This is a genomic window from Xanthomonas sp. NCPPB 3583 (genome assembly GCF_041475715.2).
Lineage (GTDB): Bacteria > Pseudomonadota > Gammaproteobacteria > Xanthomonadales > Xanthomonadaceae > Xanthomonas > Xanthomonas euvesicatoria.
On record NZ_CM191263.1, the window covers coordinates 781,840 to 804,229 of the forward strand.

A 22,390-nucleotide genomic window follows, 5' to 3' on the forward strand; every position below is an offset into this window, starting at 1 on the left:
GCCCTGTTTGTCTAACGCTTAGTCGTACCGGGGGCCGCCAACTGCTCCTCGAATCCCCAATACCTAATCCCGAATCCCGGCCTTAACGTGCCCTCCTACGCCGGTCCTCCCGTCGCCTCCCGTCCGGGCGAAGTCACCTCCACGCTGCGGCTGCTGGTTTATCTGGTGCTGGCGGTGGTGCTGATCGCGCTCGATAGCCGCGGTGGCTGGCTGAGCCAGGTGCGCATGCAGGCCAATCTGCTGATCCAGCCGATCTGGGCGGTGGCCGGGCTGCCGGGGCGCATCGGCTCGCAGGTGCGCGACAACGCCGCAACGCATGCGCAACTGGTGGAGGAGACCCGGGATCTGCGCAATCAGCTATTGGTCGCCAATGCGCGCCTGACCCGGTTGCAGACCGCAGCCCTGGACAACGCGCAACTGCGCGAACTGCTCAACGTGGCCGAGCGCCGCGGTCTGGACGTGCAACTGGCGCCGATCCTGAACATCGATCTGGATCCGACGCGCCAACGCCTGCTGCTGGACGCTGGCAGCCGCGAAGGGGTGGTGCTGGGCCAGGCGGTGATCGATGCCGGCGGCCTGATGGGACAGGTGATCGAAGTCACCCCGCTGCATTCCACCGTGTTGCTGCTCACCGACCCCGACCACGCCGTGCCGGTCAGCGTGGCGCGCAATGGCGTGCGGCTGATCGTCTACGGGCGCGGCGACCGCCTGGAACTGCGCGACATCCCGCTCAGTGCCGGCGTGCAGGTGGGCGATGAAATCGTCACCTCGGGGTTGGGCGGCCGCTTCCCGGCCGGCTTCCCGGTCGGCAAGGTCTCCGAACTGCATCCCGACGATACCCACGCCTTCCTGGTCGGCGAACTGACCCCGGCCGCCAAGCTCGATCGCGGCCGCGATGTGTTGCTGCTGCGTGCCGGCAAGCCGTTGCGGTTGGTGCCGGGGGCCGGGATTGGGGATTCGGGAGTTGGGATTCGCAACAGCGACAACAGCAACGGCGGCGCGGCAGCCGCCAGCGCGCCGGTGGCTGCCACGCCACGCACGCCGGTGGGCGGGATTTCCAACGTAATGATTGATACCGCGCGTCCGACGGCCGCTGCGGCATCGGGCACCGGCACTGTTCCCGCGCCGCGCACACAGTCCGTGTCGACACCTGCCGCGCCTGGTGTCCAGTCGGCCCGCGCATCAGCGTCAGCATCCAGCGGCCACGCCAGCCTGCCGGCCAGTCCTCCTGGGTCGAACGGCCCTGAACTCCAGACCCGCGGTTCCCGCGCAGCGTCATCGCAGGGCTCACAGGCTTCAGGGAGTGGAGACGCTGGAAGGGGCAACGGCAACGGCAACGGCAACGCCGCACCAGCACAGGCGGCCGCTTCTAACCAATCCCCAATCCCCAATCCCCAATCCCGTTCTTCTCCGCAGGAGACGGACCAATGACCCGCATGCGCAACACCTGGATCCTGCCGGCGAGCATCTTCATTGCGCTGGTCCTGGGCCTGCTGCCGTTGCCGATGGTGGTGCAGCCGCTGCGGCCGTACTGGCTGGCGCTGGTGCTGGCGTATTGGGTGATCGAGGAGCCGGACCGGGTTGGGCTGGGCCTGGCCTTCGTGGCCGGCGTGCTGGCTGATCTGCTGTATGGCGGGCTGCTCGGCGAACAGGCGCTGCGGCTGGTGATCATGACCTTCATCCTGCAGCGCTTCCGCGCGCGCATGCGTTTTTTCCCGGTCTCGCAACAGGCGCTGGCCATCGGCGGGCTACTGCTCAACGACCGCATCGTGTCTTCGGCGGTGCATCTGGCGGTGGGCGAGCCGACCCTGCCGTGGAGCTACTGGTGGGCGCCGCTGCTGGGCATGGCGCTGTGGCCGCCGCTGTTCGTGGTGCTGGATGCGGTGCGGCTGGGCAAGCGGGGCAAGAAGTAAGCCATGCACGGGCGCCGTCATCCCAAGAATCCGCATGCGGAGGCCGAACAGTTCCGCCGTCGCGCGGTGCTGGGCTTTGTGATGGTGGTGATCTGCCTGGTCGGCCTGGGCGGCTGGTATTTCAAGTTGCAGGTGCTCGACCACGAGGTCTACGCCACCCGTTCGGAGGCCAACCGCATCAAGCCCAAACCGGTGGTGCCCGGGCGCGGCATGATCTACGACCGCACCGGCCGGCTGCTGGCCGAAAACGTGCCGGCCTTCCGTCTGGACGTGACCCCCGACAAGGTCGCCGACATGAACGCCATGCTGGACGCGTTGGGCAAGGTGATCCCGATCGCGCCGGAGGATCTGGAGCGCTTCAACCGCGAGCGCCGCGCACGCCGCAGCTTCCTGCCGGTGACGCTCAAGCTGCGCATGAGCGATGAAGAGATGGCACGGTTCGCGGTGGAGCGCTGGCGCTTCCCCGGCGTGGAGCTGGAGCCGTATCTGACCCGGCGTTATCCCTACGGCCCGTTGTTCGCGCACATCATCGGTTATGTGGGCCGGATCGACGAAAAAGACCTGGCAGTGCTGGGCGAGGGCAATGCTGCGCTCACCCATATGGGCAAATCCGGGCTGGAGCGCTACTACGAGCAGGATCTGCGCGGGCAGGTCGGTTACGAGCAGGTCGAAACCAATGTGCAGGGGCGGGCCATCCGCACCGTCGGCCGGGTCGCGCCGCAGTCGGGTGCGGATCTGCGCCTGTCGGTAGACGCCGACCTGCAGCGCGCGATGGTGGCCGCCTTCGGCGAGCACGAAGGGGCGGCCATTGCGATGGACCCGCGCACCGGCGAGATCCTGGGCATGGTCAGCTTGCCCAGCTACGACCCCAACCTGTTCGTCAACGGCATCTCGCACACCGATTTCAAGATGCTCAACGACAACCCGTCCCGGCCGCAGTTCAACCGGCTGGTGCTGGGCGGCGTGGCGCCGGGCTCCACGCTCAAGCCGCTGATCGCGTTGGCCGGCCTGGACAGCGGCCTGCGCCGGCCGGAAGACCGGGTGCTGTCCACCGGCATGTTCTACCTGCCCGGCGTCAGCCGCGGTTGGGGCGATTCGCACCGCGGCGGGCATGGCTGGACCGACCTGCGCAAGTCGATCGCCCAGTCGGTCAATACCTACTACTACCGCCTGGCGGTGGATATGGGCATCGAGCGCTTCGACCACTATATGTCCGAGTACGGCTTCGGCCAGCCTACCGGGGTGGACCTGCTGGGCGAAATCGGCGGCATCCTGCCGTCGCCGGCCTACAAGTACAAGACGCGCAAGGAGCGCTGGTATCCCGGCGACACGGTCAACATCGCCATCGGCCAGGGCGACTGGAAGGTCACGCCGCTGCAGCTGGTGCGCGGCGTCTCGGCGATCGCCAGTGGCCTGCTGCTGCGCCCGCACCTGGTGCTGGAAGAACGCACCGGTTTCGATCATCCCTGGGAGCCGATGATCCAGCCGCCCGGCAAGCCGCTCAGCCAGAACCCGGCGCATCTGCAGGTGGTGCGCGAGGGCATGATGGACACCATGCGGCCCGGCGGCACCGGCTATGCGATCACCCCGGGCGCGCCGTACCAGATGGCGGGCAAGACCGGCACCGCGCAGGTGGTCAGCCGCAAGGGCGTGGCGGCAGTGGACCCGCGCAGCCTGCCGTTGCACCTGCGTCACCGCGGCCTGTTCGTCGGCTTCGCGCCGGCCGACAACCCGGTCATCGCGGTGGCGGTGGCGGTGGAAGGCGGCGGTTTCGGCACCAGTTCGGCGGCACCGATCGCACGCAAGATCTTCGATGCCTGGCTGCTGGGCAAGATGCCCGCCGGTCTGGAGCCGCTGGACAGCGAGCTGGGCATGACCGCCGTGGGCGTCAATCAGTTCGAAGCCGGCGTCACCGACGCGCGCGCCGCCGGCGACGCCGCCGCTGCCACGCTGGACGAGCTGCCAGTGGTGATCGGCCAGAGCGCCGTTGCGCTGGACCCCAACACTCCCGCGCAACCGGTGGTGCCGGATGTGCCGGACGCGGTGCAGGAGACCGACCATTGAGCGACATCCTGCGCTGGTTGGTGGACATGGCTGCGCGCTTTACGCGCAGCCTGGACTGGGTGCTGTGCCTGGCGCTGGGCGGCCTGATGGCCATCGGCCTGTCGGTGCTCAAGAGCGCCGGCGGCACTGCCAATGGCGAGCACCTGATGCTGGCGCAGGGCATCCGCTTCATCATCGGGGCAGCAGCGATGTGGGGCATTTCACGCATGTCGGTACTGCGCCTGCGCGCCTGGACACCGTGGGTGTACGGCTTGTCGATGCTGCCGCTGCTGGCGGTCTTCGCGCTGGGCACCGGTAAGTACGGCCGGCAGTGGCTGGACCTGAAAGTGTTCTACCTGCAGCCGGCAGAACTGCTCAAGATCAGCCTGCCGATGATGGCGGCCTGGTATCTCCACCGCATGCCGCTGCCGCCGCGCATTGCCACCGTGCTGGTGACCGGCGTGATTATCGGCGTGCCCACCGCGCTGATCATGTTGCAGCCGGACTTCGGCACCGGCGTGTTGATTGCTGCCAGCGGCGTGTTCGTGCTGTTGCTGGCCGGCCTGCCGTGGTGGTGGGTGGTCGTTGGTGTGGGTGGTGTATCCGCGGCTGCGCCGGTGGCGTGGTTCTGGCTGCTGCGGCCGTACCAGAAGGACCGCATCATGATGTTCCTCAACCCCGAAAACGACGCGCTTGGCGCGGGCTGGAACATCATCCAGTCCAAGATCGCGATCGGTTCGGGTGGGCTGAACGGCAAGGGCTGGGGTCTGGGCTCGCAATCGCACCTGAACTTCATTCCCGAACAGACCACCGACTTTGCGTTTTCCGTGCTCAGCGAAGAATTCGGCTGGATCGGCGTCGCCACCGTGCTGACCCTGTACCTGATCGTCATCGGCCGCTGCCTGTGGATCGCCTCGCAGGCGCGCGACACCTATTCGCGCCTGGTTGCCGGCGCCACCGGCCTGGCGTTCTTCGTCTACGTGCTGGTCAACGGCGGCATGATCTCCGGCCTGCTACCGGTGGTGGGCGTGCCGATGCCGCTGATGAGTTACGGCGGCACCTCGGCGGTGTCGTTGCTGGCCGGCCTGGGCCTGGTCATGGCAGTAAAGTCGCATCGACCGGTGCACGGTTACTGAGCCGTGCCGAAAATATGCCGTTCAAACACCGATGCGCGCAGCGACTGAAATAAGGCGCTCGAAGATGTCCATGCCATCGCGCCGAGCACGGCAATCATATGCGCCACGACGTCGTCCATTCCCGCATTGTCCGGCGGGCACTTCCGCCAGCGCCGGGATCGTACGGCAGGCGCGCCTTGAACATTGTCCCTTTTGCTGGCGACGCGGCAGCCCCTGGCAGGAAGGGCTGCCGCGCGTGTCAGTGCTGAGCGTTGCAGCCTTATTGGGAAACTCGGATGCTGCCGTTAACGTCGATAAAGACTTGAAACACGTTGCCGACTGTAAACGTCGGCTGGTTCAGGGTTCGCAGCGCAGTGCCGAGTCTGCAGTCGGTCGTGCTGAATCCACCCACTTGAAATGTGGAGCCGACAAGAACCGAGGCAAGGGTTGTGGTCCTGCCGTTCGAAGGTACCGGGGTGCAGCTCCATCCGCTGCGAACGTTGACGTTCTGTACGAAAATTGCTTTTACGCCGGGGTTTTTATTTGTCGCAAAAATGGGAACGGCCTGCTGCGCGCTGGCCGTCGTGGCGACTCCCGCTGCCAATGCGAGCAAGGCACAGCATGCGGCTTTCCTGAAATCACGTGCGTTCGAATATATGGTCATTTAAATTTTATTTGGGTTGGAGAAGGGCGGCCTGTTGCAGGCTGCGGGGGATATCGCCAGTGGCGCATTTAATTGTTGCCTGAGCGTCGCGCATTTTGTCTATAGTGAAGTTAATGGATAAGATGGAATTGCGGAGAAAGTCACGAAAGCGCGTGGGTCGGATATGGATGTATATAACGGGGAATTTTATCTAATATAATTCGAGTAAATGGAGCGGTGGGCCGGGGTATTATTTGCCACTGAAAACTACGCGAATTAAATTCACTGGTGCCCTTGGATAAACTGGTCAAGCCGGCCGCGTGTGGTGACTGGAATGTTGGCTCAACAAGACCCATGCCATCGCGCGTGCAAGGCACCTAGGAGCGCAGTCCTGTGCAGCAGCCAGCGCAGGTGATCGTCGGCCGCTCGCCGTCGGGCAGATGCAGTGCATCGCCATGGCTGCTTCAGTCGGCATCGACGGCGATGGCAGTCGGCGCTCAGACGGAGGATCGCCACTCTGCTGAGGGCTCTTGATCCGGCGACCTTGAAGTCGCGTCGGCGTCTGGAGTTTTGCGGGAGCCTGTAAAACCGGCTCCCTGGGCGACTGGTTCGGTGCCACGGTGGCCGATTCGCAATCGCTGCCGCCAGCTGCGCCGGGCGCTTGTAGAGTCCGCACGCTGGCGCCACTGCGTCGATCGCGACGTGCAGGCGACACATTCCTTCGCATTCGAGTGATCTCCCCGATGAAACTGCTCGCCACTGCCATCGGCGGTGCCTGTCTGGCGCTGGCCGGTCATGCCGCCGCCATCGATTTCGCCACTGGCGATTCCCGTCCGCTGTCCGAGCCGGTCGTTCCGGCCACCTGCAAGCTGCTGCGTGCCGGCCGGACCGCCAGCGATCGCCAATTCGACCCGGCATTGGAAAGCGCGCCGCCCGATACCCAGGCCATCCAGGCCGCGCTGACCGATTGCGCCAGCAAGCACGGTAGCGTGCTGTTGACCACCGGCAGCGGCGACGCCTTCCTGACTGGCCCGTTGTCGATCCCCGCTGGCGTGACACTGGTCGTCGATCAAGGCGTCACCGTGTACGGCTCGCGCAACCCGGCCGACTACGGCAACGGTTGCGGCACGGCAGGCGCCAGAAGCGGAGGCTGCCAGCCGTTGATCGCCATCAAGGGCGCTCGATCCGGCGTGATGGGGGTGCGCCGCAATGGCCACCAGGGCACCATCGATGGCCGCGGCGATCTGCCCATGCTGGGCAAGACCACCACCTGGTGGGAGTTCGGCGAGGCCGCCAAAGGCGCCGGCCAGGTGCAGAACAGCCCGGACCTGGTCAAGTTGCAGAACGCCAGCGCTTTCACGCTCTACGACATCAACCTGGTCAATGCACCGTACTTCCATTTCTTTGCGCATATCGTCGACGGCCTGACCATTTGGGGCGTGCGCGTGAAGTCGCCGGCCACCAGTCCCAATACCGACGCGCTGGACCTGGACAGTGTGCTCAATGCCACCATCCAGGACAGCGACGTGATGAGCGGCGATGATGGCGTGGCGATCAAGACCATTGCGTCCAGGTCGGCCAACATCAGCGTGCTGAATTCGCGCTTCTATGGCACCCACGGCATCTCGATCGGTAGCGAATTGATGTCCGGTGTCAGCAACGTGCTGGTCGACAACAACGTCATCGTATCCACCGATGCCAACGGCAATCGCAGCACCGACAACAATGGCCTGCGCATCAAGACCAGCCTGGCCAAGGCAGGGGCGGTCGACCTGGTGACCTACCGCAACACCTGCCTGTACGGAGTGAGCAACCCGCTGGTGATCAATCCGTTCTACGGCAGCGCCCGCGGCGGCAACGTCCCGACCTTTCGCAGGATCGTGGTCGATGGCTTGCGCAGCGTCGACGGGCGCGGCGGCAAGGGATGGCTCCTGCAGGGCGCCGATGCGAGCGCTCCGCTCGATCTGGTGCTGGCGAACGTGGCGTCCGACAACCTCGGCAATACCACCGGCAATGCGCGGATCGGTCTGAGCAATAGCGCGTTGACGCCGAGCGGCAGCAACGTGGTGACCACCGCAGTCCAGCTCGACGGTGCGGTGCCTACCTGCCCGGGCGCTTCGCAGTTTCCAGAGCTATAAGCGGTGCGGCGCGACCTTCGCCGGTCGTGTCGCTGACGAACGCTCCTGCGCAGCAGCGCAGGCCGGCTGCGAGAAGGCAGCCTATGCTCCGGAGAAGGGGGCCGACGCCGGGCTTGGCCCGGCAGATCGGCAGGGCCACGCGACGATAGCGGCCTCATCCATCTGCCCGAGGCCGCGGTGCTGCCACCACCGCCAGCCGCAGGCCTTGGGAAGCGCCCTTCAGCGCCCGCCGCGGACCACTGGCCGGTTCGCTCTGACGGAGGCGGCATGCTGCGGAGAGTCTTGACATTGGCCAAAGTTCTTCGTTTTCATGGCCTTATTGCCAGAAGTTCATCTGATGTCTGTTACCCTCGGCCGATGATTCGACGCACCCTGACCTGCCTGCTCACCCTCGGCCTTGTCGCCTGCGCGACCCAGCCTAGTCCTCCGTCGCCGCCACCGGCTGCCAGCGCGCCGCCGGCCAAGCCGCCGCTTGCGCCATCGGCATCAGCACCGCCGGCCAGCGCCGCCGCCGAGGCGCCCGCGCTTCCGCCAGTCGACCTGACTCCGGTGCCGTTCGAGATCGCCCGCGCCAACTTCGTGCGCGACACCTCGGCCAGGTACGGCATCGATGCCGCGCAGATCGAAGCGGTGCTGGCGCAGGCGCAATTCAAGGACGCCATTGTCACTGCGATGTCGCGCCCGGCCGAACGGGTCAAGCCGTGGAACGAATACCGGCCGATGTTCATCACCCAGGCGCGCATCGATGGCGGCCGCAAGTTTCTCGCCGAACATCGCGCCGAGCTGAGCAAGGTCGAAGCCGCCACCGGTGTGCCCGCGCAGGTGATCGTGGCCATCATCGGGGTGGAAACCAGCTACGGCAGCAACGCCGGCAAATACCGCGTGCTGGACGCGCTGTACACGCTGGCGTTCCGCTATCCGCGCAGCGGCGACCCGGCCAAGCTCGAACGCGAAGTGCGCCGCGAACTGTTTTTCCGCGACGAACTCGCCCAGTTGTTCGCGCTCGGCAAGGAAGAGCAACTCGACGTCAGCACCCTGATCGGCAGCTATGCCGGCGCAATGGGCATGGGCCAGTTCATGCCGTCCAGCTATCGCCAGTTCGGCGTGGATGGCGATGCCGACGGCAAGCGTAATCTGTTCACCGACTACAACGACGTATTCGCCTCGATCGCCAATTACTTCGTCAAGAAGGGCGGCTGGGTGCGTGGCGGGCAGGTCGCGGTACCGGCCACGCTGGCCGCCGGGCACGAAGAATTCAATCCCACCGACTGGTCGCCGGTGTACACGCTGTCCGACCTGTCGGCGCGCGGCTATCACCCGAGCGCACCGGTGGTGGCCGGCAGCACCGCTACCCCGATCAGCCTGGACGACGCCAACGGCAAGCAGTACTGGCTGGGCTTCCAGAACTTTTACGCGATCACCCGCTACAACATTTCCAAGATGTATGCGATGGCCGTGTTCCAGCTGTCCGAGGCCATCGCCGGCAAGGAGTTACCCCCGGCATGAACAACATTGCAGGCCCCAAGTGGCTGATCCCGATGGCGCTGATGCTCGGCCTGGCGGCCTGTAGCAGCGCACCGAAGAAGACCGCCGGCGGCACCGGCAGCGGCGCGATCAAGGGTGTGAAGGTCGAAGGCAAGGGCCCGGCGTATGTCGCCACCGGTTGCCCGTCCACCTCGCCGTATGCGCCCGCAAAGGAAGATCCGTCCACGCGCGGCGACTACACCGCCGGCGGCTTGTACAAGCCCGGCGTGAAAGACTCCACGCCCGATCATGTGCCCAATGTGGCCTGCATCCCCGAGCCGCTGGTGACCAACGAGCCGCGCTCGGCGGTGGGCAATCGTTCGCCGTACGAAGTGCTGGGCAAGCGCTATGTGGTGATGGACAACCCCGGCGACTATGTCGAACGCGGCACCGCCTCGTACTACGGCAACAAGTTCCATGGCCGGCTGACCTCCAACAAGGAGGTGTACGACATGTACGCCTTCACCGCCGCGCACAAGACCTTGCCGCTGCCCAGCTTTGCGCTGGTGACCAACACCGACACCGGCCAGTCGGTGGTGGTGCGCGTCAACGACCGCGGCCCCTTCCACGACGGCCGGGTGATCGATCTGAGCTACGCCGCGGCGGTGAAGTTGGGCATCACCGGCAAGGGCACCGGCAATGTCGAAGTCCGCGGCCTGACCGAAGCCGACAACGGCAATCTGCTCGCCAAGCGCCGCAGTGGCCAGACACCGGTGAATACCGCCGTTGCCGCGGCGCGGCCGGCTGCCGGCGCCAGCCAGATCGATGGCCTGGTGCAGCGCTTGCCCACCCGCACCGTGCCGCCGCGTGCGGTCGCCACCGGTACCGCCACCGCGGTTGCCACAACTGCCGCTGCACCCACTGCCGGTGCACCGGTCACTGCGGCCGGCGAGCGTTGGCGCTACCGCGTCGCCGATTCGCGCCAACCCGGCAATGCCGACAACTTCGATGCCTGGATGAAGGCGCAGGGCGTGCGTGTGGCCACCGGCAAGCCGGCTGCTGCGGCCCCGCGACCGGCCCCGTCAGCGTCCGCCGCCGTGCCCGCCGCGGCGCCGCCAGTGGCGGTTGCGGCGGTCAAGCCGTCCGAAAGCACTGCCTCGCGCCCGCTCAAGGCCGACCCAGCGCCCGCCAAGGCGCCCAGCGTGGCCGAAGCTGCGCTCGGCGACATCCTGCTGCAGGTCGCCAGTTTCGCCAGCCGCGAAAACGCCAATCGCGCACTGTCGCAACTGGCTTCGGCGGGGATTGCCGGCGCCAGCGTCAGCGACATCGTAAGTGGCGGGCGCACGCTGTGGCGGCTACGCGTGAATGCACGCGACCATGCAAATGCGTCGGAGATTGCCCAGCGCATCGCCGGCCTCGGGTTCGGTCGCCCGCAGATCGTGGTCAATTAGCGCGCCTGGGTGGGCCACTGCGACGCCGATCGGGCGTGAGCGCATCCGTGCTTGCGCGCTGGCTGCAGTGGCATTATCGGGAACGGCTGAGCCCACCCGGTCAGCGGGTAAACATTGCGCATCTGCATTGCGCATCTGCGAGGCGGATGCGGCCAAGGTCGGCTTCGATATGCACGTCGCGCACGTCAAATCCTTCGCGTCCTCTGCCTCCAGCTCACGCCTGCGCACCAGCGTCGCCCGTCGAATGCGCTGCAAGCAATGCCGCACGTGTGCGTGTCGCCGCATTCGGCAGTTCGCCTCGGGCACCGCAAGCGTCCGTGCGCCTGGCTGCCATCGCTGAACTGCGCAAGCGCACGCATCGCGCAACGCGTCGCCCTGATCGCCGCGGCGCCTTACAATTTCGCATTGCCCGGCTTTCGGGCCCGTCAGGAGTCGTTCTTCAATGAAATTCCGCTTCGCCGCCGCTGCCGTGGCCACGTTCGCCTTCGGCCTGGTCTGCGCCCAGACACCTGCGCCGCAGCCGACTCCTGCCGTGGCTGCCGCCCCGGCCGCCTTGCCGGTGCCGCCGGCGCCCGCACCGGCCGTGTCCAAGTCCTGGATCCTGATGGACTACGCCACCGGGCAGGTGCTGGCCGGTGAAAACATCCACCAGCAGCTGGCGCCGGCCAGCATCACCAAGGTGATGACCTCCTACGTGGTCGCCGCCGAGATCAAGAACGGCAAGGTCAAGCGCGACGACCAGGTCATGATGAGCGAACGCGCCTGGCGCGAAGGCGGCGCGGGCACCGACGGCAGCTACAGCGGCTTCCCGGTCAACCAGACGGCGCGTCTGGAAGACATGGAAAAGGGCATGGCGATCCAGTCCGGCAACGATGCCGCCATCGCGCTGGCCGAGCACGTGGCCGGCAGCGAAGAAGCCTTCGCCTCGCTGATGAACAGCTACGCCGCCAAGATCGGCATGAAGGATTCGTACTTCGTCAACGCGCACGGACTGAGCGCCGAAGGGCATCACTCCACCGCCTACGACCTGGCCCTGCTGGGCCGCGCGATGGTGCGCGATTACCCGGAGACCTACGCCTACAACAAGATCAAGGAATTCCAGGTCGGCACCATCAAGCAGAGCAACCGTAACCGGCTGCTGTGGCGCGACCCGGCGGTGGACGGCATCAAGACCGGTCACACTTCCGAAGCCGGCTACTGCCTGCTGAGCTCGGCCAAGCGCGGCGATCAGCGCCTGATCGCGGTGGTGATGGGCGACAGCTCCGAAGAACAGCGCGCCACCGATAGCCTGGCGCTGCTCAACTGGGGCTTCCGCTTCTTCGAAACCCACAGCCTGTATGCGCCCGGCAAGGTCGTCACCAAGCAGAAGGTCTGGAAGGGTCAGCAGGATGAAGTGCAGCTCGGCGTGGCACAGCCGCTGCTGGTCAGCCTGCAGCGCGGCCGCTACAACGATCTCAAGCCCAGCATGGAAGTGCCCAAGAACCTGCAGGCACCGATCAAGCAGGGGCAGCAGGTTGGCACCGTGAAGGTCAGCCTGGACGGCAAGGTCATCGCCCAGGCCCCGCTGGTCGCCATCAACGCGGTCGAAGAGGGCGGATTCTTCAAGCGCCTCTGGGATGCGTTCTGGATGTGGTGGGAATCGGAGTGATCCAAACAAAAAAGCCGGCTTTCGCCGGCTTTTTTGTTTGCGGGATTGGGGATTGGGGATTGGGGATTCGAAAAAGCGAGGGCAGCGGCGAAGCCCCGCGCTGCTCTTCCAAATCCCGCTGGCCCGCTCTTGCGAATCCCCAATCCCGAATCCCGAATCCCAGCCGTCAAAGCATCCGGCTAATCGTAAAACTGCCATACACCGGCGTTTCGCGCTGGGTGTCGAATTCGCGGGTACGGTGGTAGCGGGCGAGGGCGAATTTCCAGCGGCCGTACATCACTGCCAGGCCGTAGCCCACATCGCCGACGAACGGGCGCTTGTCCACGCTGTGGCTGTTGCGGAAGGTGTTGCCGTCCAGGGTGATGTCGCGGATCACCCAGCGCGCGTCGGTGGTGACGAACAGGTGGCCGGACCAGCCGCTGGCGCGCCCGAGCCGGCTGGGGGCGGTGTTTTCGCCCGCGGGGCGGGTCGGGGTGCTGCCGAAGTCGTCCGGCAGTTTCCAGCCGAAGCGCGCCTCGCCGCCTGCATTCAAGTGCGTGGCCATGTTGCCGACCGCGCCGCCCCAATGCGAAATGAAATCCCAGCCGAACCCACCGGCATTGCCGCTGGCATCGGCGGGCCAGCGATGCATGCGCTCGTGCACCAGGTTGATCAGCGGTTCGTTGTGCAGCTGGTTGTCCCAGCCCTGGAATTTCTCGTCCCCGAGTGCATCGTGGATCGCATCCTGCGCTTCCTTCGCAAGCGCCCACGGGCCGACAACGCCGACCTGCAACTGCGTGGTGCGCAGGTGCGCATCGTTACGCGCGTTGTAGCCGAAGCTCGCCAGCAGGATGCCGGCATAGGGGCGGTCGTCCGGGATGACGTCGCGGCGGGTGTAATCGGTCGGGGTGAAGATCGCCTGGCCGATGGAAAACACCATGTTCTGCTGGTCGAACTCGCCCGGGTGCAGCCGCTCCAGATAGCTGTTGACCCACCGCGCAGTCCGCGGCAGGCACGGGTCGTCGGTGTAATCGACCAGGTTCGGCGACACCAATGTCAGTACCGCGCCGTTGGAATACCCCTGGTCCTGATCCTCGCCGCCGAACAAGTCGTTATCGACACGGAAGTTCACCGCAGGCGGCGTGCGCCCAAGACGGCTGGAATCGCACTGATCCGCCGCCAGGGCCGGCAACGACAGCCCGGAGAGAGAAAGCAGCAAGGCAGCAGACAACGCGCGCGGTCGGAGCATGGAGGACCTGGGGAGGAGGGCTGGAATCGGAAAAATGCCTGCGTCTTCTGTTGCGCCGTGTGAACGCGCGCGTCATTTGCCGCGGCTAAAGCGAGCTGTAGCAGCCGTCGAACACAGCCGTGTGCGATGTCTGTGTGGCAGTGACAGCCCTAGGCAGCAGGCAAGCGCTGCTGCCATGAAAAGCTGGCGCCGATAGCATATGATCCGCCGCGGGGGAACCAGCCCCAAGGAACGGCGGCCTTTGCAGGCCAATTCATTACCAACGGATCGCGTTTGCCAACGGCAGCGCAGGTGTTTAGGGGAGTAACATGAGCAAGACGATTTCTGTGGGCGCAGCGCTGCTGTCCAGCGTGCTGGGTATTGCATTGGCCAGCGTTAGCGCGCCGGCGTCGGCCGGGTTCAAGGACGCCTTCAAGGGCTCCGCGCAAGATCAGCGCAAGGAGGGTGTGGCGCAGATCCCGACCTGCACCAAGTCGCTGGGTAGCCTGTCGGTCATCGAGCCGGAAGACGCGGTCAACTGGTGGTCGGGCCAGCAGCTGCCGGCGCCTTCCAAGTTGATCAAGGTGTTCGTCAACAAGTCGCGCTGCTTCACCCTGGTGGATCGCGGCGCCGGCATGGCGGCCTCGCAGCGCGAGCGCGATATGGCGGCCAATGGCGATCTGCGTGCCCGGTCCAACATGGGCAAGGGCCAGATCCGCGCGGCCGATTATGTGATGACGCCGGACCTCATTTCGCAGAACCACAATGCCGGCGGCAGCGCCATTGCCGGCATGTTGGGCGGCCTGGTGGGCGGCAATGCCGGCAACCTGGTCGGAGGCCTGAACCTCAGCAAGAAGACCGCTGACGTGGTGCTGACCATCACCGATGTGCGTTCTTCCGAACAGGTCGCCATGGCTGAAGGTAACGCCAAGAAGACCGATTTGGGCTGGGGCGCGCGTGGCAACGTCTTCAGCGGCGGCGACTACGGCGCGGCCGGTGCGGGCGGTTACGCCAATACCGAGATCGGCCAGGTGATCACGCTGGCATATCTGCAGGCCTACACCGACATCGTCAGCCAGCTCGGCGGGCTGTCCGGCAATGCGGCGGCATCGAACACGCAGCAGGCGGTCACGGTCACGCGTGCAGGGCGTCTGCTGGCCAATGCCAAGGGCACGGGTGCGGCCGTGCGCACGCTGGAGCCAGGCATGATGCTCTACCCCACCGGGACCAAGGAAGGCGTCATGTGGGAAGTCGAGGACGAGATGGGCAACCGTGGCTGGGTCTCCTCGGCCATGTTGGAACTGTCCAAGTAAGCCGCGGATGCAATCGGCGCCAGGCGTGACGGCGCTGGCGTAACGCAGCGGGGCCGCGCGGCTCCGCTGTCCCATTCCGCGCGGGGCGGGCTTGGGTTTGCCCATCGTCGGCCCGATAATGGGCGGATGGATATCAGCACCGACAACCCCGATCACGGTTTTCAGTTTCCCGGCACCTTCGAGCTCAGCGCCATGGGCACGGCCGAGCGCGGACTGGAAACCGAGCTTCCGCGCCTGCTTGCTGCCACCGGCGTGGAGCTGCTGCAGGAGAGCGTGAGCTGGAAGCATTCTTCCAGCGGAAAGTATGTCTCGGTCAAGATTGGCTTCCGTGCCGAAAGCCGCGAGCAGTTCGAGGCCGCACATCAGGCGCTGCGCGATCATCCGGAAGTGAAGTGGACGCTGTAGCGGCCGAGCCCGTGAGCAGCTCTACGGCTGGCCTGCCTGCGCAATTACGCGACCTCGGCCAGCAGAATTACGCGCCTGTGTGGCGTGCAATGCAGCGTTTCACCGATGCGCGTGGCGAACACACGGCCGATGAGGTCTGGGTGGTCGAGCATGCGCCGGTGTTTACGTTGGGCCAGGCCGGCAAACCCGAGCATGTGCTGGCCCCGGGCGAGATTCCGGTGCTGCAGGTCGATCGCGGCGGGCAGGTCACCTATCACGGCCCGGGCCAATTGGTCGTTTACCCGTTGCTGGATCTGCGCCGGCTGAAGATCGGTGTGCGCGATTACGTGTGCAAGATCGAGCAGGCGCTGATCGATACGCTGGAGGAGTGGAACATCCTGGCCCAGCGTCGCGAGGGGGCGCCGGGGGTGTATGTCGGCGACGCCAAGATCGCCGCGCTCGGTATCCGCGTGCGGCGCGGTTGCACCTTCCACGGCCTGTCGTTCAATGTGGCGATGGACCTGGAGCCCTTCCGCCGCATCAATCCCTGCGGCTATCAGGGCCTGCAGGTGACCTCGGTGCTAGACTTGGGTGGTCCGTCCGGGATGGATGCCGTCAAGACCGTGCTGCTCGCCCAACTGGCCCGCCAGTTTGGCCTCGTCCTGCAGCCGACGTCCGCATTGCCCGACCTTTCGCTTCCGGCCTGAGTGCCCCGACTGCCATGACCCAGCCTCCCGCCCGCTCCATCCCCTTGCAGGTCGTTTCCGGCGAGCACGCCGCGCCTGCGTCCCTGCAGACCGGCGTCAAGCAGATCGGTGGCGACAAGATCAACCGCTCGCCGGTGCAGTTCGTCGACGCGCCGGTGCTGCGCAAGCCGTCGTGGATCCGGGTGCGGATTCCCTCCGGCAATGCGGTACAGAACCTCAAGGCCAAGCTGCGCGAAAACCGCCTGGTCACGGTGTGCGAAGAAGCCAGCTGCCCGAACATCCACGAGTGCTTCAGCCACGGCACCGCGACCTTCATGATCCTGGGCGAGGTCTGCACGCGGCGCTGCTCGTTCTGCGACGTGGCGCATGGCCGGCCCAAGCCGCCCGACGCGAGCGAGCCGGCCAGCCTGGCCGCCACCGTTGCCGACATGGGCCTGAAGTACGTGGTGGTAACCAGCGTGGACCGCGACGACCTGCGCGACGGTGGCGCCCAGCATTTCGTCGACTGCATTTCGGCCATCCGGGCCAGTTCGCCCAACACGCGTATCGAAATCCTGACCCCGGATTTCCGCGGCAAGGGTCGCATGGACCGCGCGCTGGAGATCCTGGCGCTGAGCCCGCCGGACGTGTTCAACCACAATATCGAAACCGTGCCGGACCTGTACCCGAACGTGCGCCCCGGCGCGGACTACCAATGGTCGCTGACGCTGTTGCAGCGCTTCAAGGCGCAGCATCCGTCCATCGCCACCAAGTCCGGCATCATGCTGGGCCTGGGCGAAACGATGGAGCAGGTGCAGGCCACGCTACGCGACCTGCGCGCGCACGATGTGGACATGATCACCATCGGCCAGTATCTGCAGCCCACGCCGCACCATCATCCGGTGATGCGTTACTGGGCGCCGGAGGAATACAAGGCGCTGGAAGACTACGGCAACGCGCTGGGCTTCAGTCATGTCGCCTCCGGCCCGATGGTGCGTTCTTCGTACCACGCCGATCGGCAGGCTGCAGGCGCTGGCGTCGCCGCCTGAGTCGGTAACAGGCAATCGGGCGACTGCCGCTGCCCGTGTGCGATCGATGTCTGAACCAGCCCCGCGGTGCGGGTGCGTCGATGCAGGCCGGTCCTGCGTGTTGTCGGTAGGCCACTGATCGACCAGTGGCGACGTGCTACGGCCGGCCACATCGCGATGCCAATCAACGACAGCCCCGTGCATCGCGCGGGGCTGTGTCGTCTCTGGCCCATGCGGCGCGCAGCCGCAAGGTACGGTCTCGTTCACAATCCGCTACAGGCCCGGCGCTAGGCTGATTCAGCCAGCGGATGACAACGCCAGCAACTTTCGGCACTGTCATGCTGTCTGATCCGTTCACCGCCCTTCTTTCGTCGGCCTCGTGCCGAGAGCCATTCGATGACCTACAACGTTTCTTCGTGCATGAAGGCCGGCCTGCTGGCGCTGGTGTTGACCACTCCGATGGCCTTGCTTGCGCGCGCCGATACTGCGCTGCCCGCCGCTGCCACGCCCGACCAGGCGACGGCCACCAAACTCGTCTACGGCCTGCTCTCCGACAGCCGCTATGCCTACCGGCCGCGCACGCTGGACGAGGCGATGTCCAAGGACGTGTTCAAGCGCTACCTGGAAACGCTGGATGGCGGCAAACAGTTCTTCACCCAGGCCGATATCGACAGCTTCGCGCCGCTCCAGGCCGGCGTGGGCGACGCGTTGCGCGGCGGCAACCTGGAGCCGGCGTTCCAGGTGTTCTCGGTCTACAAGAAGCGCGTCGATCAACGGGTCAAGTACGCGCGCGACCTGCTCAAGCAGGACTTCGATTTCAGCGGGAACGACAAGTTCGAGTACGACCGCAAGGACGTGCCGTGGGCTGCAGACGACAAGCAGTTGGACGTGCTGTGGCGCCAGTCGGTGATGAACGATTGGCTGCGCCTGAAACTGGCCGGCAAGAAGCCCGACGACATTCGCAAGACGCTGGACAAGCGGTATGTGGCACTGGCCGATTCGGTCAAGCAGCTCAAGGGCGAAGATGTGTTCCAGTTCTTCGTCAACGCCTATACCAATGCCGTCGACCCGCATACCGATTACTTCACCCCGCGCACTGCCGAAACGTTCAACCAGCAGATGTCACTGTCGCTGGAAGGCATTGGCGCGCAGCTGCAGAAGCAGGACGACATGGTGGTGATCCGCGAGGTGATCCCGGGCGGTCCGGCGGCGGTGGATGGCACGCTCAAGCCGGGCGATCGCATCGTTGGCGTTGGGCAGTCCAAGAATGGCGCGATCGAAGATGTGATCGGCTGGCGCATCGATGACGTGGTGGCCAAGATTCGCGGCAGCAAGGATACCCAGGTGCGCCTGGAGTACATCCCGGCCGAGTCGGGCATCGACGGCAAGCACCGCACGGTGACCCTGACCCGTCAGAAGGTGCGTCTGGCCGAGCAGGCTGCCAAGGGCGAAACCATCACCTTGCCGGCCACCGGCAGCGAGCCGCAGCGCCGTATCGGCATCATCAAGCTGCCGGGCTTCTACCAGGATTTCGAAGGCCGTCGCCGCAACGCAACCGACTACGCCTCGGCCACGCGCGACGTCGCCAAGCTGCTGGCCGGCTTCAAGACCGACAAGGTCGATGGCGTGGTGCTCGACTTGCGCAACAACGGCGGTGGGTCGCTCGACGAGGCGATCGAACTGACCGGCTTGTTCATCGAGCAGGGGCCGGTCGTGCAGGTCCGCGAATCCGGCGGCCGCGTCACCGTCAACGGTGACAGCGACCCCAAGGTCGCCTGGGACGGTCCGCTGGCTGTCTTGATCAACCGTGGCTCGGCGTCGGCATCGGAGATCTTTGCCGGCGCCATCCAGGACTACGGTCGTGGTCTGGTGATCGGCGAAACCAGTTTCGGCAAGGGCACCGTGCAGAACATCGTCGACCTGGATCGCTGGCCTGCTGCCGAAGGACAGCGGTATGGGCAGGTCAAGTTGACGATCGCGCAGTTCTTCCGCGTCAGCGGCTCCAGCACCCAGCACAAGGGTGTGGTGCCGGATATCGCCTTTCCGGCCAGCGTGGATGCCACCGAGTTCGGTGAGAGCACCTACGACAATGCATTGCCGTGGACGCGTATCGCCGCTGCGCCGCACACCCAGTACGGCAACTTCGCACCGCTGCTGCCCAAGTTGCAGGCTCTGCACACTACGCGCATCGCCACCGACAAGGAATTCCAGTGGTGGGAAGAAGACGTCAAGCAGTTCCGCGATGAAAAGGCCAAGAAGTACATTTCGTTGAATGAGGCCGAGCGCGTTGCCGAGCGACAGAAGCAGGATCAGCAACGCAAGGATCGCCAGCAGATTCGCAAGCAACTCGGCCTGCCGCTGGATCCGCTTGCCGAAGACAGCGACGACGGCCTGACCGGTAACGAGCGCGACATCGTCAAGGACACTGCACGCGAAAAGGCCGCCGAAAAGCGTCCGGATCCGCTGCTGCATGAGTCGGCGGCCATCCTGGCCGATGCGCTGGGCTTGCTGTCGCAGGACAAGCCGTTGTCGGCGCAGGTGCTGCCGAAGTCGACCGCACCGGGACGTTGGGCAGACTGAGCCGGGCTGCCGATTCAATGCATGGGCGCCACCGCTTGCCGGTGGCGTTTTCATTTGGACAGTAGTGTTGCCGCTGGCAGCGTCTTAGGCGATGGCCTGCCAGCAGGCCTGCAGGCCGAGCAGCAGCAAGGTGCCGAAAAATATCCGGCGGAATGCCTCGGCAGAGATGCGGCGTCGCAGCTTCGTACCGGCCCACACTCCCAGCGCGGTGGGCAGCAACGCCAGCAGCGATGGCAGGCCGGCCGAGAGCGGCACGCCACCGTGCCAGACCAGTGCGATGGCCAGCGCAAGCGTTGCCGTGCCGAAGCACGCGGCCAGTGCGCGGATCAACACCTCGCGTGGCAGGCCCAGTGCAGAGAGGTACGGCACCACCGGGAGGACCAGCACGCCGGTGGCGCCATTGAGCAGGCCACCGACCAGGCCGATCAGCGGGCTGCCCCAGCGCTCGTGACGTGGCGGCAGGGTCCATTGCCGGCGGGCAAGCCCCAACAGGGCATAGGCAACCAGCAGGACCCCAAGTGCGCCGCGCAGGTAACGCGGATGACCGCCAATCATCAACCCGGCGCTCAACCAGGTGCCCGCCACCACCATGGCCAGCACCGGCCACAGACGCCGCAACAGCTCGGTCGCAGCTGGCCCCCAGGCCTGTTGCAGATTCGTCACCAACGAAGGCAGCACCAGCAGCGCGGCGGCCTGGCTGGGCGGAAGCCACAGCCCCAGCAACCCCATTGCCACCGTTGGCAGCCCCATGCCGGCCACGCCTTTGACCGCGCCAGCCAACAGGAATACCGCGACAACCATGATCAGCTGCGAGACGTCTTCATTCATGGGGAGCAGCATCGGCGCGGGGGCGGTGCCCGGCAAGCTGTCTTTGTTTGAGGCAGACTTCGGCCACACCGAAGGCTGGAGGTGCAGATGCAGGTGGAATTCACCGACTTGCGGATCTTTGTTGCGGTGGCCGATACCGGCAGCATCACCGCCGGCGCCGACCGCGTGGCGCTGTCGCTGGCGGCCACCAGTGCGCGTATTCGCGCGCTGGAGCTGCAGGTCGGCGCGGCCCTGTTCGAGCGTGGCCGGCGGGGCGTGACGCTCACCGCCGCCGGCCAGGTCCTGCTGCGTCATGCACGGGTGCTGGCACGGCAGGAACAGGCGATGCGCAGCGAGCTTGGCGATTACGGTCTTGGTGGACAGGTCACCCTGCGGCTGGCCGCGAACACCGCCGCACTCTCCGAATGGCTGCCCGAGTGCGTCGCGGATTTTCTGCTGGCCCATCCGCGGGTGGACCTGACCCTGGCCGAATGGGGCAGCGAGGAGGCGGCCGATGCCGTGCGCGACGAACGTGCCGACCTGGCCGTGGTGGCCGGGCATGCCGACTTCACCGGCCTGCAACGGCGCCCGTTTCGGCAGGATCGCCTGGTAGTCGCGGTGGCCGCCGGCCATCGGCTTGCCGGCGCCGACAGCCTGCGCCTGGCCGATATCGCGCCGATGCAGTTGCTGGCGTTATCGGCCGACAACGCCTTGCAGCGCCACCTGCGGACGCATCTGGCCCGTGCCGGCGTGCAGCTGCGCATCCGCGCACGCGTGCCGGGCATCGAAACGCTGTGCCGCATGCTGGCACGCGGCGTGGGTGTGGCCATCGTGCCGCACGCGGCGCTGGCTTGCTCCAGTGTCAGGCAGCAGCTGGCGGCGGTACCGCTGGAGGAAACCTGGGCGCGGCGCGAGCTGTCCATCATCTGGCGCGACGCCCCCTCGGCCACCCTGCAGGCCTTGCTGGAATGGCTACAGGCCAGCGCCGCGAACGCCGGAATTCACCCGGCTTGATCACCGCAGCGCTGCGTGCATCGGCTGGACCGTGTCACCGCCGGCGCGCGCGCCGGCTGCCGGCCGCTGGCTCTTGCGCGCTCTTGTCCTCAGCGTGGCCAGTCGAACTCGGCCATCACCGGGTAATGGTCCGACGGCAGAATGCCACCGGGACGATCGTCCAGGGTCGCGAAGCGGGTAGGACGCAATCCGCGATACAGGATCCAGTCGATGCGCCGAGTCGGGTGCGTGGTGAAGTCCTGGAAGGTGTTTTCCGGCCCGCTGCGCTTGCTGGCCTGTGCACGTGCATCGCGAAGTACCGCGGTCAGCGTGGGGTAGGTGATTTTGTCCGGATCGCTGTTGAAGTCGCCGGTCAGCACCACCGGGACAGTGGCGGGCAACTGCGCGATGCGCGACAGGATCAGGCGCGCGCTGCGCTCGCGGGCGGGCTCGTCCTCATCGCGATACGGAAAGTGCGTGTTGAACAGATAAAAGCGGCGTTTGTCGCTGCGTCGCTCGAACAGCGCCCAGGTGGCCATGCGTGGCAGCACATTGCCCCAGGTAATGCTGCCGGCGCGTTCGGGCGTGTCGGACAGCCAGAAGTTGCCCGACTCCACCACCTTCAGTACACGCGCGTCGTAGAACACGCCCATGTGCTCGTCGCTGTCATCGCCGCGCCGGCCCTGGCCGAACCAGCGGTAGTCGGGCAACTGTTCGGCCAGAAAGGCAGCCTGTTCGCTCACCAGTTCCTGCGTGCCGAACACGTCCGGATGCGTCTGTTTGATCAACGCGACCATGGCAGCGCGACGCACCTGCCAGCGTTTGTCGCCATCGGTATCGGCCGGCACGCGCACGTTGAACGACATGACCCGCAGTGGCGCGGCCGGCGCGACAGCCAGCGCGGGTAAGGCGATACACAACAGTGCACCGATTGCGAGAAGGCGGCGCAGCACCTGCGCGATGGAGCGTGGCATGCA

At 65.9% G+C, this 22,390-nt stretch carries 19 protein-coding genes; 14 read left to right on the forward strand and 5 right to left on the reverse strand.

What is annotated here, in order from left to right:
• Positions 1 to 87 precede the first annotated feature (87 nt).
• From mreC to rodA, 4 genes are read left to right on the forward strand one after another with little or no spacing between them, the layout of a single operon-like run.
• Positions 88 to 1,431 (forward strand): rod shape-determining protein MreC, encoded by a 1,344-nt coding sequence (gene mreC / locus ACCQ07_RS03410; protein WP_031420977.1) that lies wholly within the window; start codon positions 88 to 90, stop codon positions 1,429 to 1,431.
• Complete coding sequence (mreD, locus tag ACCQ07_RS03415; protein WP_005911183.1) at positions 1,428 to 1,913, forward strand: rod shape-determining protein MreD; 486 nt, start codon at positions 1,428 to 1,430, stop codon at positions 1,911 to 1,913. Before mreC ends, mreD begins: the two co-directional genes overlap by 4 nt.
• Positions 1,914 to 1,916: 3 nt before the next feature.
• On the forward strand, positions 1,917 to 3,977 hold the full coding sequence (gene mrdA, locus ACCQ07_RS03420) for a penicillin-binding protein 2 (RefSeq protein WP_008573355.1): 2,061 nt from the start codon (positions 1,917 to 1,919) through the stop codon (positions 3,975 to 3,977).
• Positions 3,974 to 5,092, forward strand: coding sequence for a rod shape-determining protein RodA (gene rodA, locus ACCQ07_RS03425; protein WP_218496618.1), 1,119 nt, complete (start codon positions 3,974 to 3,976; stop codon positions 5,090 to 5,092). Before mrdA ends, rodA begins: the two co-directional genes overlap by 4 nt.
• Here rodA and ACCQ07_RS03430 read toward each other — a convergent pair.
• Together ACCQ07_RS03430 and ACCQ07_RS03435 are read right to left on the reverse strand one after the other, a co-directional pair.
• Positions 5,086 to 5,211, reverse strand: a complete 126-nt coding sequence (locus tag ACCQ07_RS03430; RefSeq protein WP_372363790.1) for a hypothetical protein — start codon at positions 5,209 to 5,211, stop codon at positions 5,086 to 5,088. The two genes, rodA and ACCQ07_RS03430, sit on opposite strands and share 7 nt — an antisense overlap.
• A gap of 140 nt (positions 5,212 to 5,351) precedes the next feature.
• Positions 5,352 to 5,735 carry a hypothetical protein gene (locus ACCQ07_RS03435; protein WP_228996753.1) on the reverse strand — a complete coding sequence of 128 codons (384 nt, stop codon included), beginning with the start codon at positions 5,733 to 5,735 and terminating at the stop codon, positions 5,352 to 5,354.
• 722 nt (positions 5,736 to 6,457) lie between these two features.
• Here ACCQ07_RS03435 and ACCQ07_RS03440 point away from each other — a divergent pair.
• The 4 genes from ACCQ07_RS03440 to ACCQ07_RS03455 all read left to right on the forward strand — a co-directional run bounded on the left by ACCQ07_RS03440 (position 6,458) and on the right by ACCQ07_RS03455 (position 12,415).
• The gene (locus ACCQ07_RS03440) at positions 6,458 to 7,852 is read left to right on the forward strand and encodes a glycoside hydrolase family 28 protein (protein WP_372363791.1); all 1,395 of its coding nucleotides are present in this window, start codon (positions 6,458 to 6,460) and stop codon (positions 7,850 to 7,852) included.
• Between the two features lie 357 nt (positions 7,853 to 8,209).
• Entirely contained in the window at positions 8,210 to 9,358 is a 1,149-nt protein-coding gene (mltB, locus tag ACCQ07_RS03445) for a lytic murein transglycosylase B (protein WP_011346339.1), read from the forward strand.
• Positions 9,355 to 10,767 (forward strand): septal ring lytic transglycosylase RlpA family protein, encoded by a 1,413-nt coding sequence (locus tag ACCQ07_RS03450; RefSeq protein WP_046932245.1) that lies wholly within the window; start codon positions 9,355 to 9,357, stop codon positions 10,765 to 10,767. Before mltB ends, ACCQ07_RS03450 begins: the two co-directional genes overlap by 4 nt.
• Positions 10,768 to 11,209: 442 nt before the next feature.
• On the forward strand, positions 11,210 to 12,415 hold the full coding sequence (locus ACCQ07_RS03455) for a D-alanyl-D-alanine carboxypeptidase family protein (protein ID WP_003482723.1): 1,206 nt from the start codon (positions 11,210 to 11,212) through the stop codon (positions 12,413 to 12,415).
• 166 nt (positions 12,416 to 12,581) lie between these two features.
• Here the strand turns inward: ACCQ07_RS03455 and ACCQ07_RS03460 are convergent, their stop codons facing one another.
• On the reverse strand, positions 12,582 to 13,643 hold the full coding sequence (locus ACCQ07_RS03460) for a lipid A deacylase LpxR family protein (protein ID WP_008577896.1): 1,062 nt from the start codon (positions 13,641 to 13,643) through the stop codon (positions 12,582 to 12,584).
• 308 nt (positions 13,644 to 13,951) lie between these two features.
• On the opposite strand from ACCQ07_RS03460, the gene ACCQ07_RS03465 reads away from it, so the two are divergent.
• The 5 genes from ACCQ07_RS03465 (at position 13,952) to ACCQ07_RS03485 (ending at position 19,613) form a co-directional block, all read left to right on the forward strand.
• Entirely contained in the window at positions 13,952 to 14,935 is a 984-nt protein-coding gene (locus ACCQ07_RS03465) for a CsgG/HfaB family protein (RefSeq protein ID WP_014089329.1), read from the forward strand.
• Between the two features lie 126 nt (positions 14,936 to 15,061).
• Entirely contained in the window at positions 15,062 to 15,340 is a 279-nt protein-coding gene (locus tag ACCQ07_RS03470) for a YbeD family protein (RefSeq protein ID WP_008577897.1), read from the forward strand.
• The gene (gene lipB, locus ACCQ07_RS03475; RefSeq protein WP_372363793.1) at positions 15,328 to 16,026 is read left to right on the forward strand and encodes a lipoyl(octanoyl) transferase LipB; all 699 of its coding nucleotides are present in this window, start codon (positions 15,328 to 15,330) and stop codon (positions 16,024 to 16,026) included. The genes ACCQ07_RS03470 and lipB overlap by 13 nt, the downstream gene beginning before the upstream one ends.
• A 14-nt stretch (positions 16,027 to 16,040) precedes the next feature.
• Positions 16,041 to 17,054: a lipoyl synthase gene (gene lipA / locus ACCQ07_RS03480; RefSeq protein ID WP_372363794.1), complete on the forward strand. Its 1,014-nt coding sequence runs from the start codon at positions 16,041 to 16,043 to the stop codon at positions 17,052 to 17,054.
• Positions 17,055 to 17,453: 399 nt separating this feature from the next.
• Positions 17,454 to 19,613: a carboxy terminal-processing peptidase gene (locus ACCQ07_RS03485; RefSeq protein WP_008577900.1), complete on the forward strand. Its 2,160-nt coding sequence runs from the start codon at positions 17,454 to 17,456 to the stop codon at positions 19,611 to 19,613.
• 84 nt (positions 19,614 to 19,697) lie between these two features.
• Here the strand turns inward: ACCQ07_RS03485 and ACCQ07_RS03490 are convergent, their stop codons facing one another.
• Complete coding sequence (locus ACCQ07_RS03490; RefSeq protein ID WP_014089333.1) at positions 19,698 to 20,441, reverse strand: sulfite exporter TauE/SafE family protein; 744 nt, start codon at positions 20,439 to 20,441, stop codon at positions 19,698 to 19,700.
• Positions 20,442 to 20,528: 87 nt separating this feature from the next.
• On the opposite strand from ACCQ07_RS03490, the gene ACCQ07_RS03495 reads away from it, so the two are divergent.
• Complete coding sequence (locus ACCQ07_RS03495) at positions 20,529 to 21,434, forward strand: LysR family transcriptional regulator (RefSeq protein WP_008577903.1); 906 nt, start codon at positions 20,529 to 20,531, stop codon at positions 21,432 to 21,434.
• Positions 21,435 to 21,523: 89 nt separating this feature from the next.
• Here ACCQ07_RS03495 and ACCQ07_RS03500 read toward each other — a convergent pair whose 3' ends face one another.
• Positions 21,524 to 22,387 (reverse strand): endonuclease/exonuclease/phosphatase family protein, encoded by an 864-nt coding sequence (locus ACCQ07_RS03500; protein WP_008577905.1) that lies wholly within the window; start codon positions 22,385 to 22,387, stop codon positions 21,524 to 21,526.
• Between the last annotated feature and the right edge of the window lie 3 nt (positions 22,388 to 22,390).

What these genes read in the sequence shown, in the direction of transcription:
- mreD (WP_005911183.1), top strand. Translation starts at nt 1,428, where the DNA reads ATGACCCGCATGCGCAACACCTGGATCCTGCCGGCGAGCATCTTCATT.
- ACCQ07_RS03430 (WP_372363790.1), bottom strand. Translation starts at nt 5,211, where the DNA reads ATGGACGACGTCGTGGCGCATATGATTGCCGTGCTCGGCGCGATGGCA.
- ACCQ07_RS03440 (WP_372363791.1), top strand. Translation starts at nt 6,458, where the DNA reads ATGAAACTGCTCGCCACTGCCATCGGCGGTGCCTGTCTGGCGCTGGCC.
- ACCQ07_RS03500 (WP_008577905.1), bottom strand. Translation starts at nt 22,387, where the DNA reads ATGCCACGCTCCATCGCGCAGGTGCTGCGCCGCCTTCTCGCAATCGGT.
- ACCQ07_RS03490 (WP_014089333.1), bottom strand. Translation starts at nt 20,441, where the DNA reads ATGAATGAAGACGTCTCGCAGCTGATCATGGTTGTCGCGGTATTCCTG.
- ACCQ07_RS03465 (WP_014089329.1), top strand. Translation starts at nt 13,952, where the DNA reads ATGAGCAAGACGATTTCTGTGGGCGCAGCGCTGCTGTCCAGCGTGCTG.
- mrdA (WP_008573355.1), top strand. Translation starts at nt 1,917, where the DNA reads ATGCACGGGCGCCGTCATCCCAAGAATCCGCATGCGGAGGCCGAACAG.
- ACCQ07_RS03495 (WP_008577903.1), top strand. Translation starts at nt 20,529, where the DNA reads ATGCAGGTGGAATTCACCGACTTGCGGATCTTTGTTGCGGTGGCCGAT.
- ACCQ07_RS03435 (WP_228996753.1), bottom strand. Translation starts at nt 5,735, where the DNA reads ATGACCATATATTCGAACGCACGTGATTTCAGGAAAGCCGCATGCTGT.
- ACCQ07_RS03450 (WP_046932245.1), top strand. Translation starts at nt 9,355, where the DNA reads ATGAACAACATTGCAGGCCCCAAGTGGCTGATCCCGATGGCGCTGATG.
- ACCQ07_RS03455 (WP_003482723.1), top strand. Translation starts at nt 11,210, where the DNA reads ATGAAATTCCGCTTCGCCGCCGCTGCCGTGGCCACGTTCGCCTTCGGC.
- ACCQ07_RS03485 (WP_008577900.1), top strand. Translation starts at nt 17,454, where the DNA reads ATGAAGGCCGGCCTGCTGGCGCTGGTGTTGACCACTCCGATGGCCTTG.
- lipA (WP_372363794.1), top strand. Translation starts at nt 16,041, where the DNA reads ATGACCCAGCCTCCCGCCCGCTCCATCCCCTTGCAGGTCGTTTCCGGC.
- ACCQ07_RS03470 (WP_008577897.1), top strand. Translation starts at nt 15,062, where the DNA reads ATGGATATCAGCACCGACAACCCCGATCACGGTTTTCAGTTTCCCGGC.
- ACCQ07_RS03460 (WP_008577896.1), bottom strand. Translation starts at nt 13,643, where the DNA reads ATGCTCCGACCGCGCGCGTTGTCTGCTGCCTTGCTGCTTTCTCTCTCC.
- mltB (WP_011346339.1), top strand. Translation starts at nt 8,210, where the DNA reads ATGATTCGACGCACCCTGACCTGCCTGCTCACCCTCGGCCTTGTCGCC.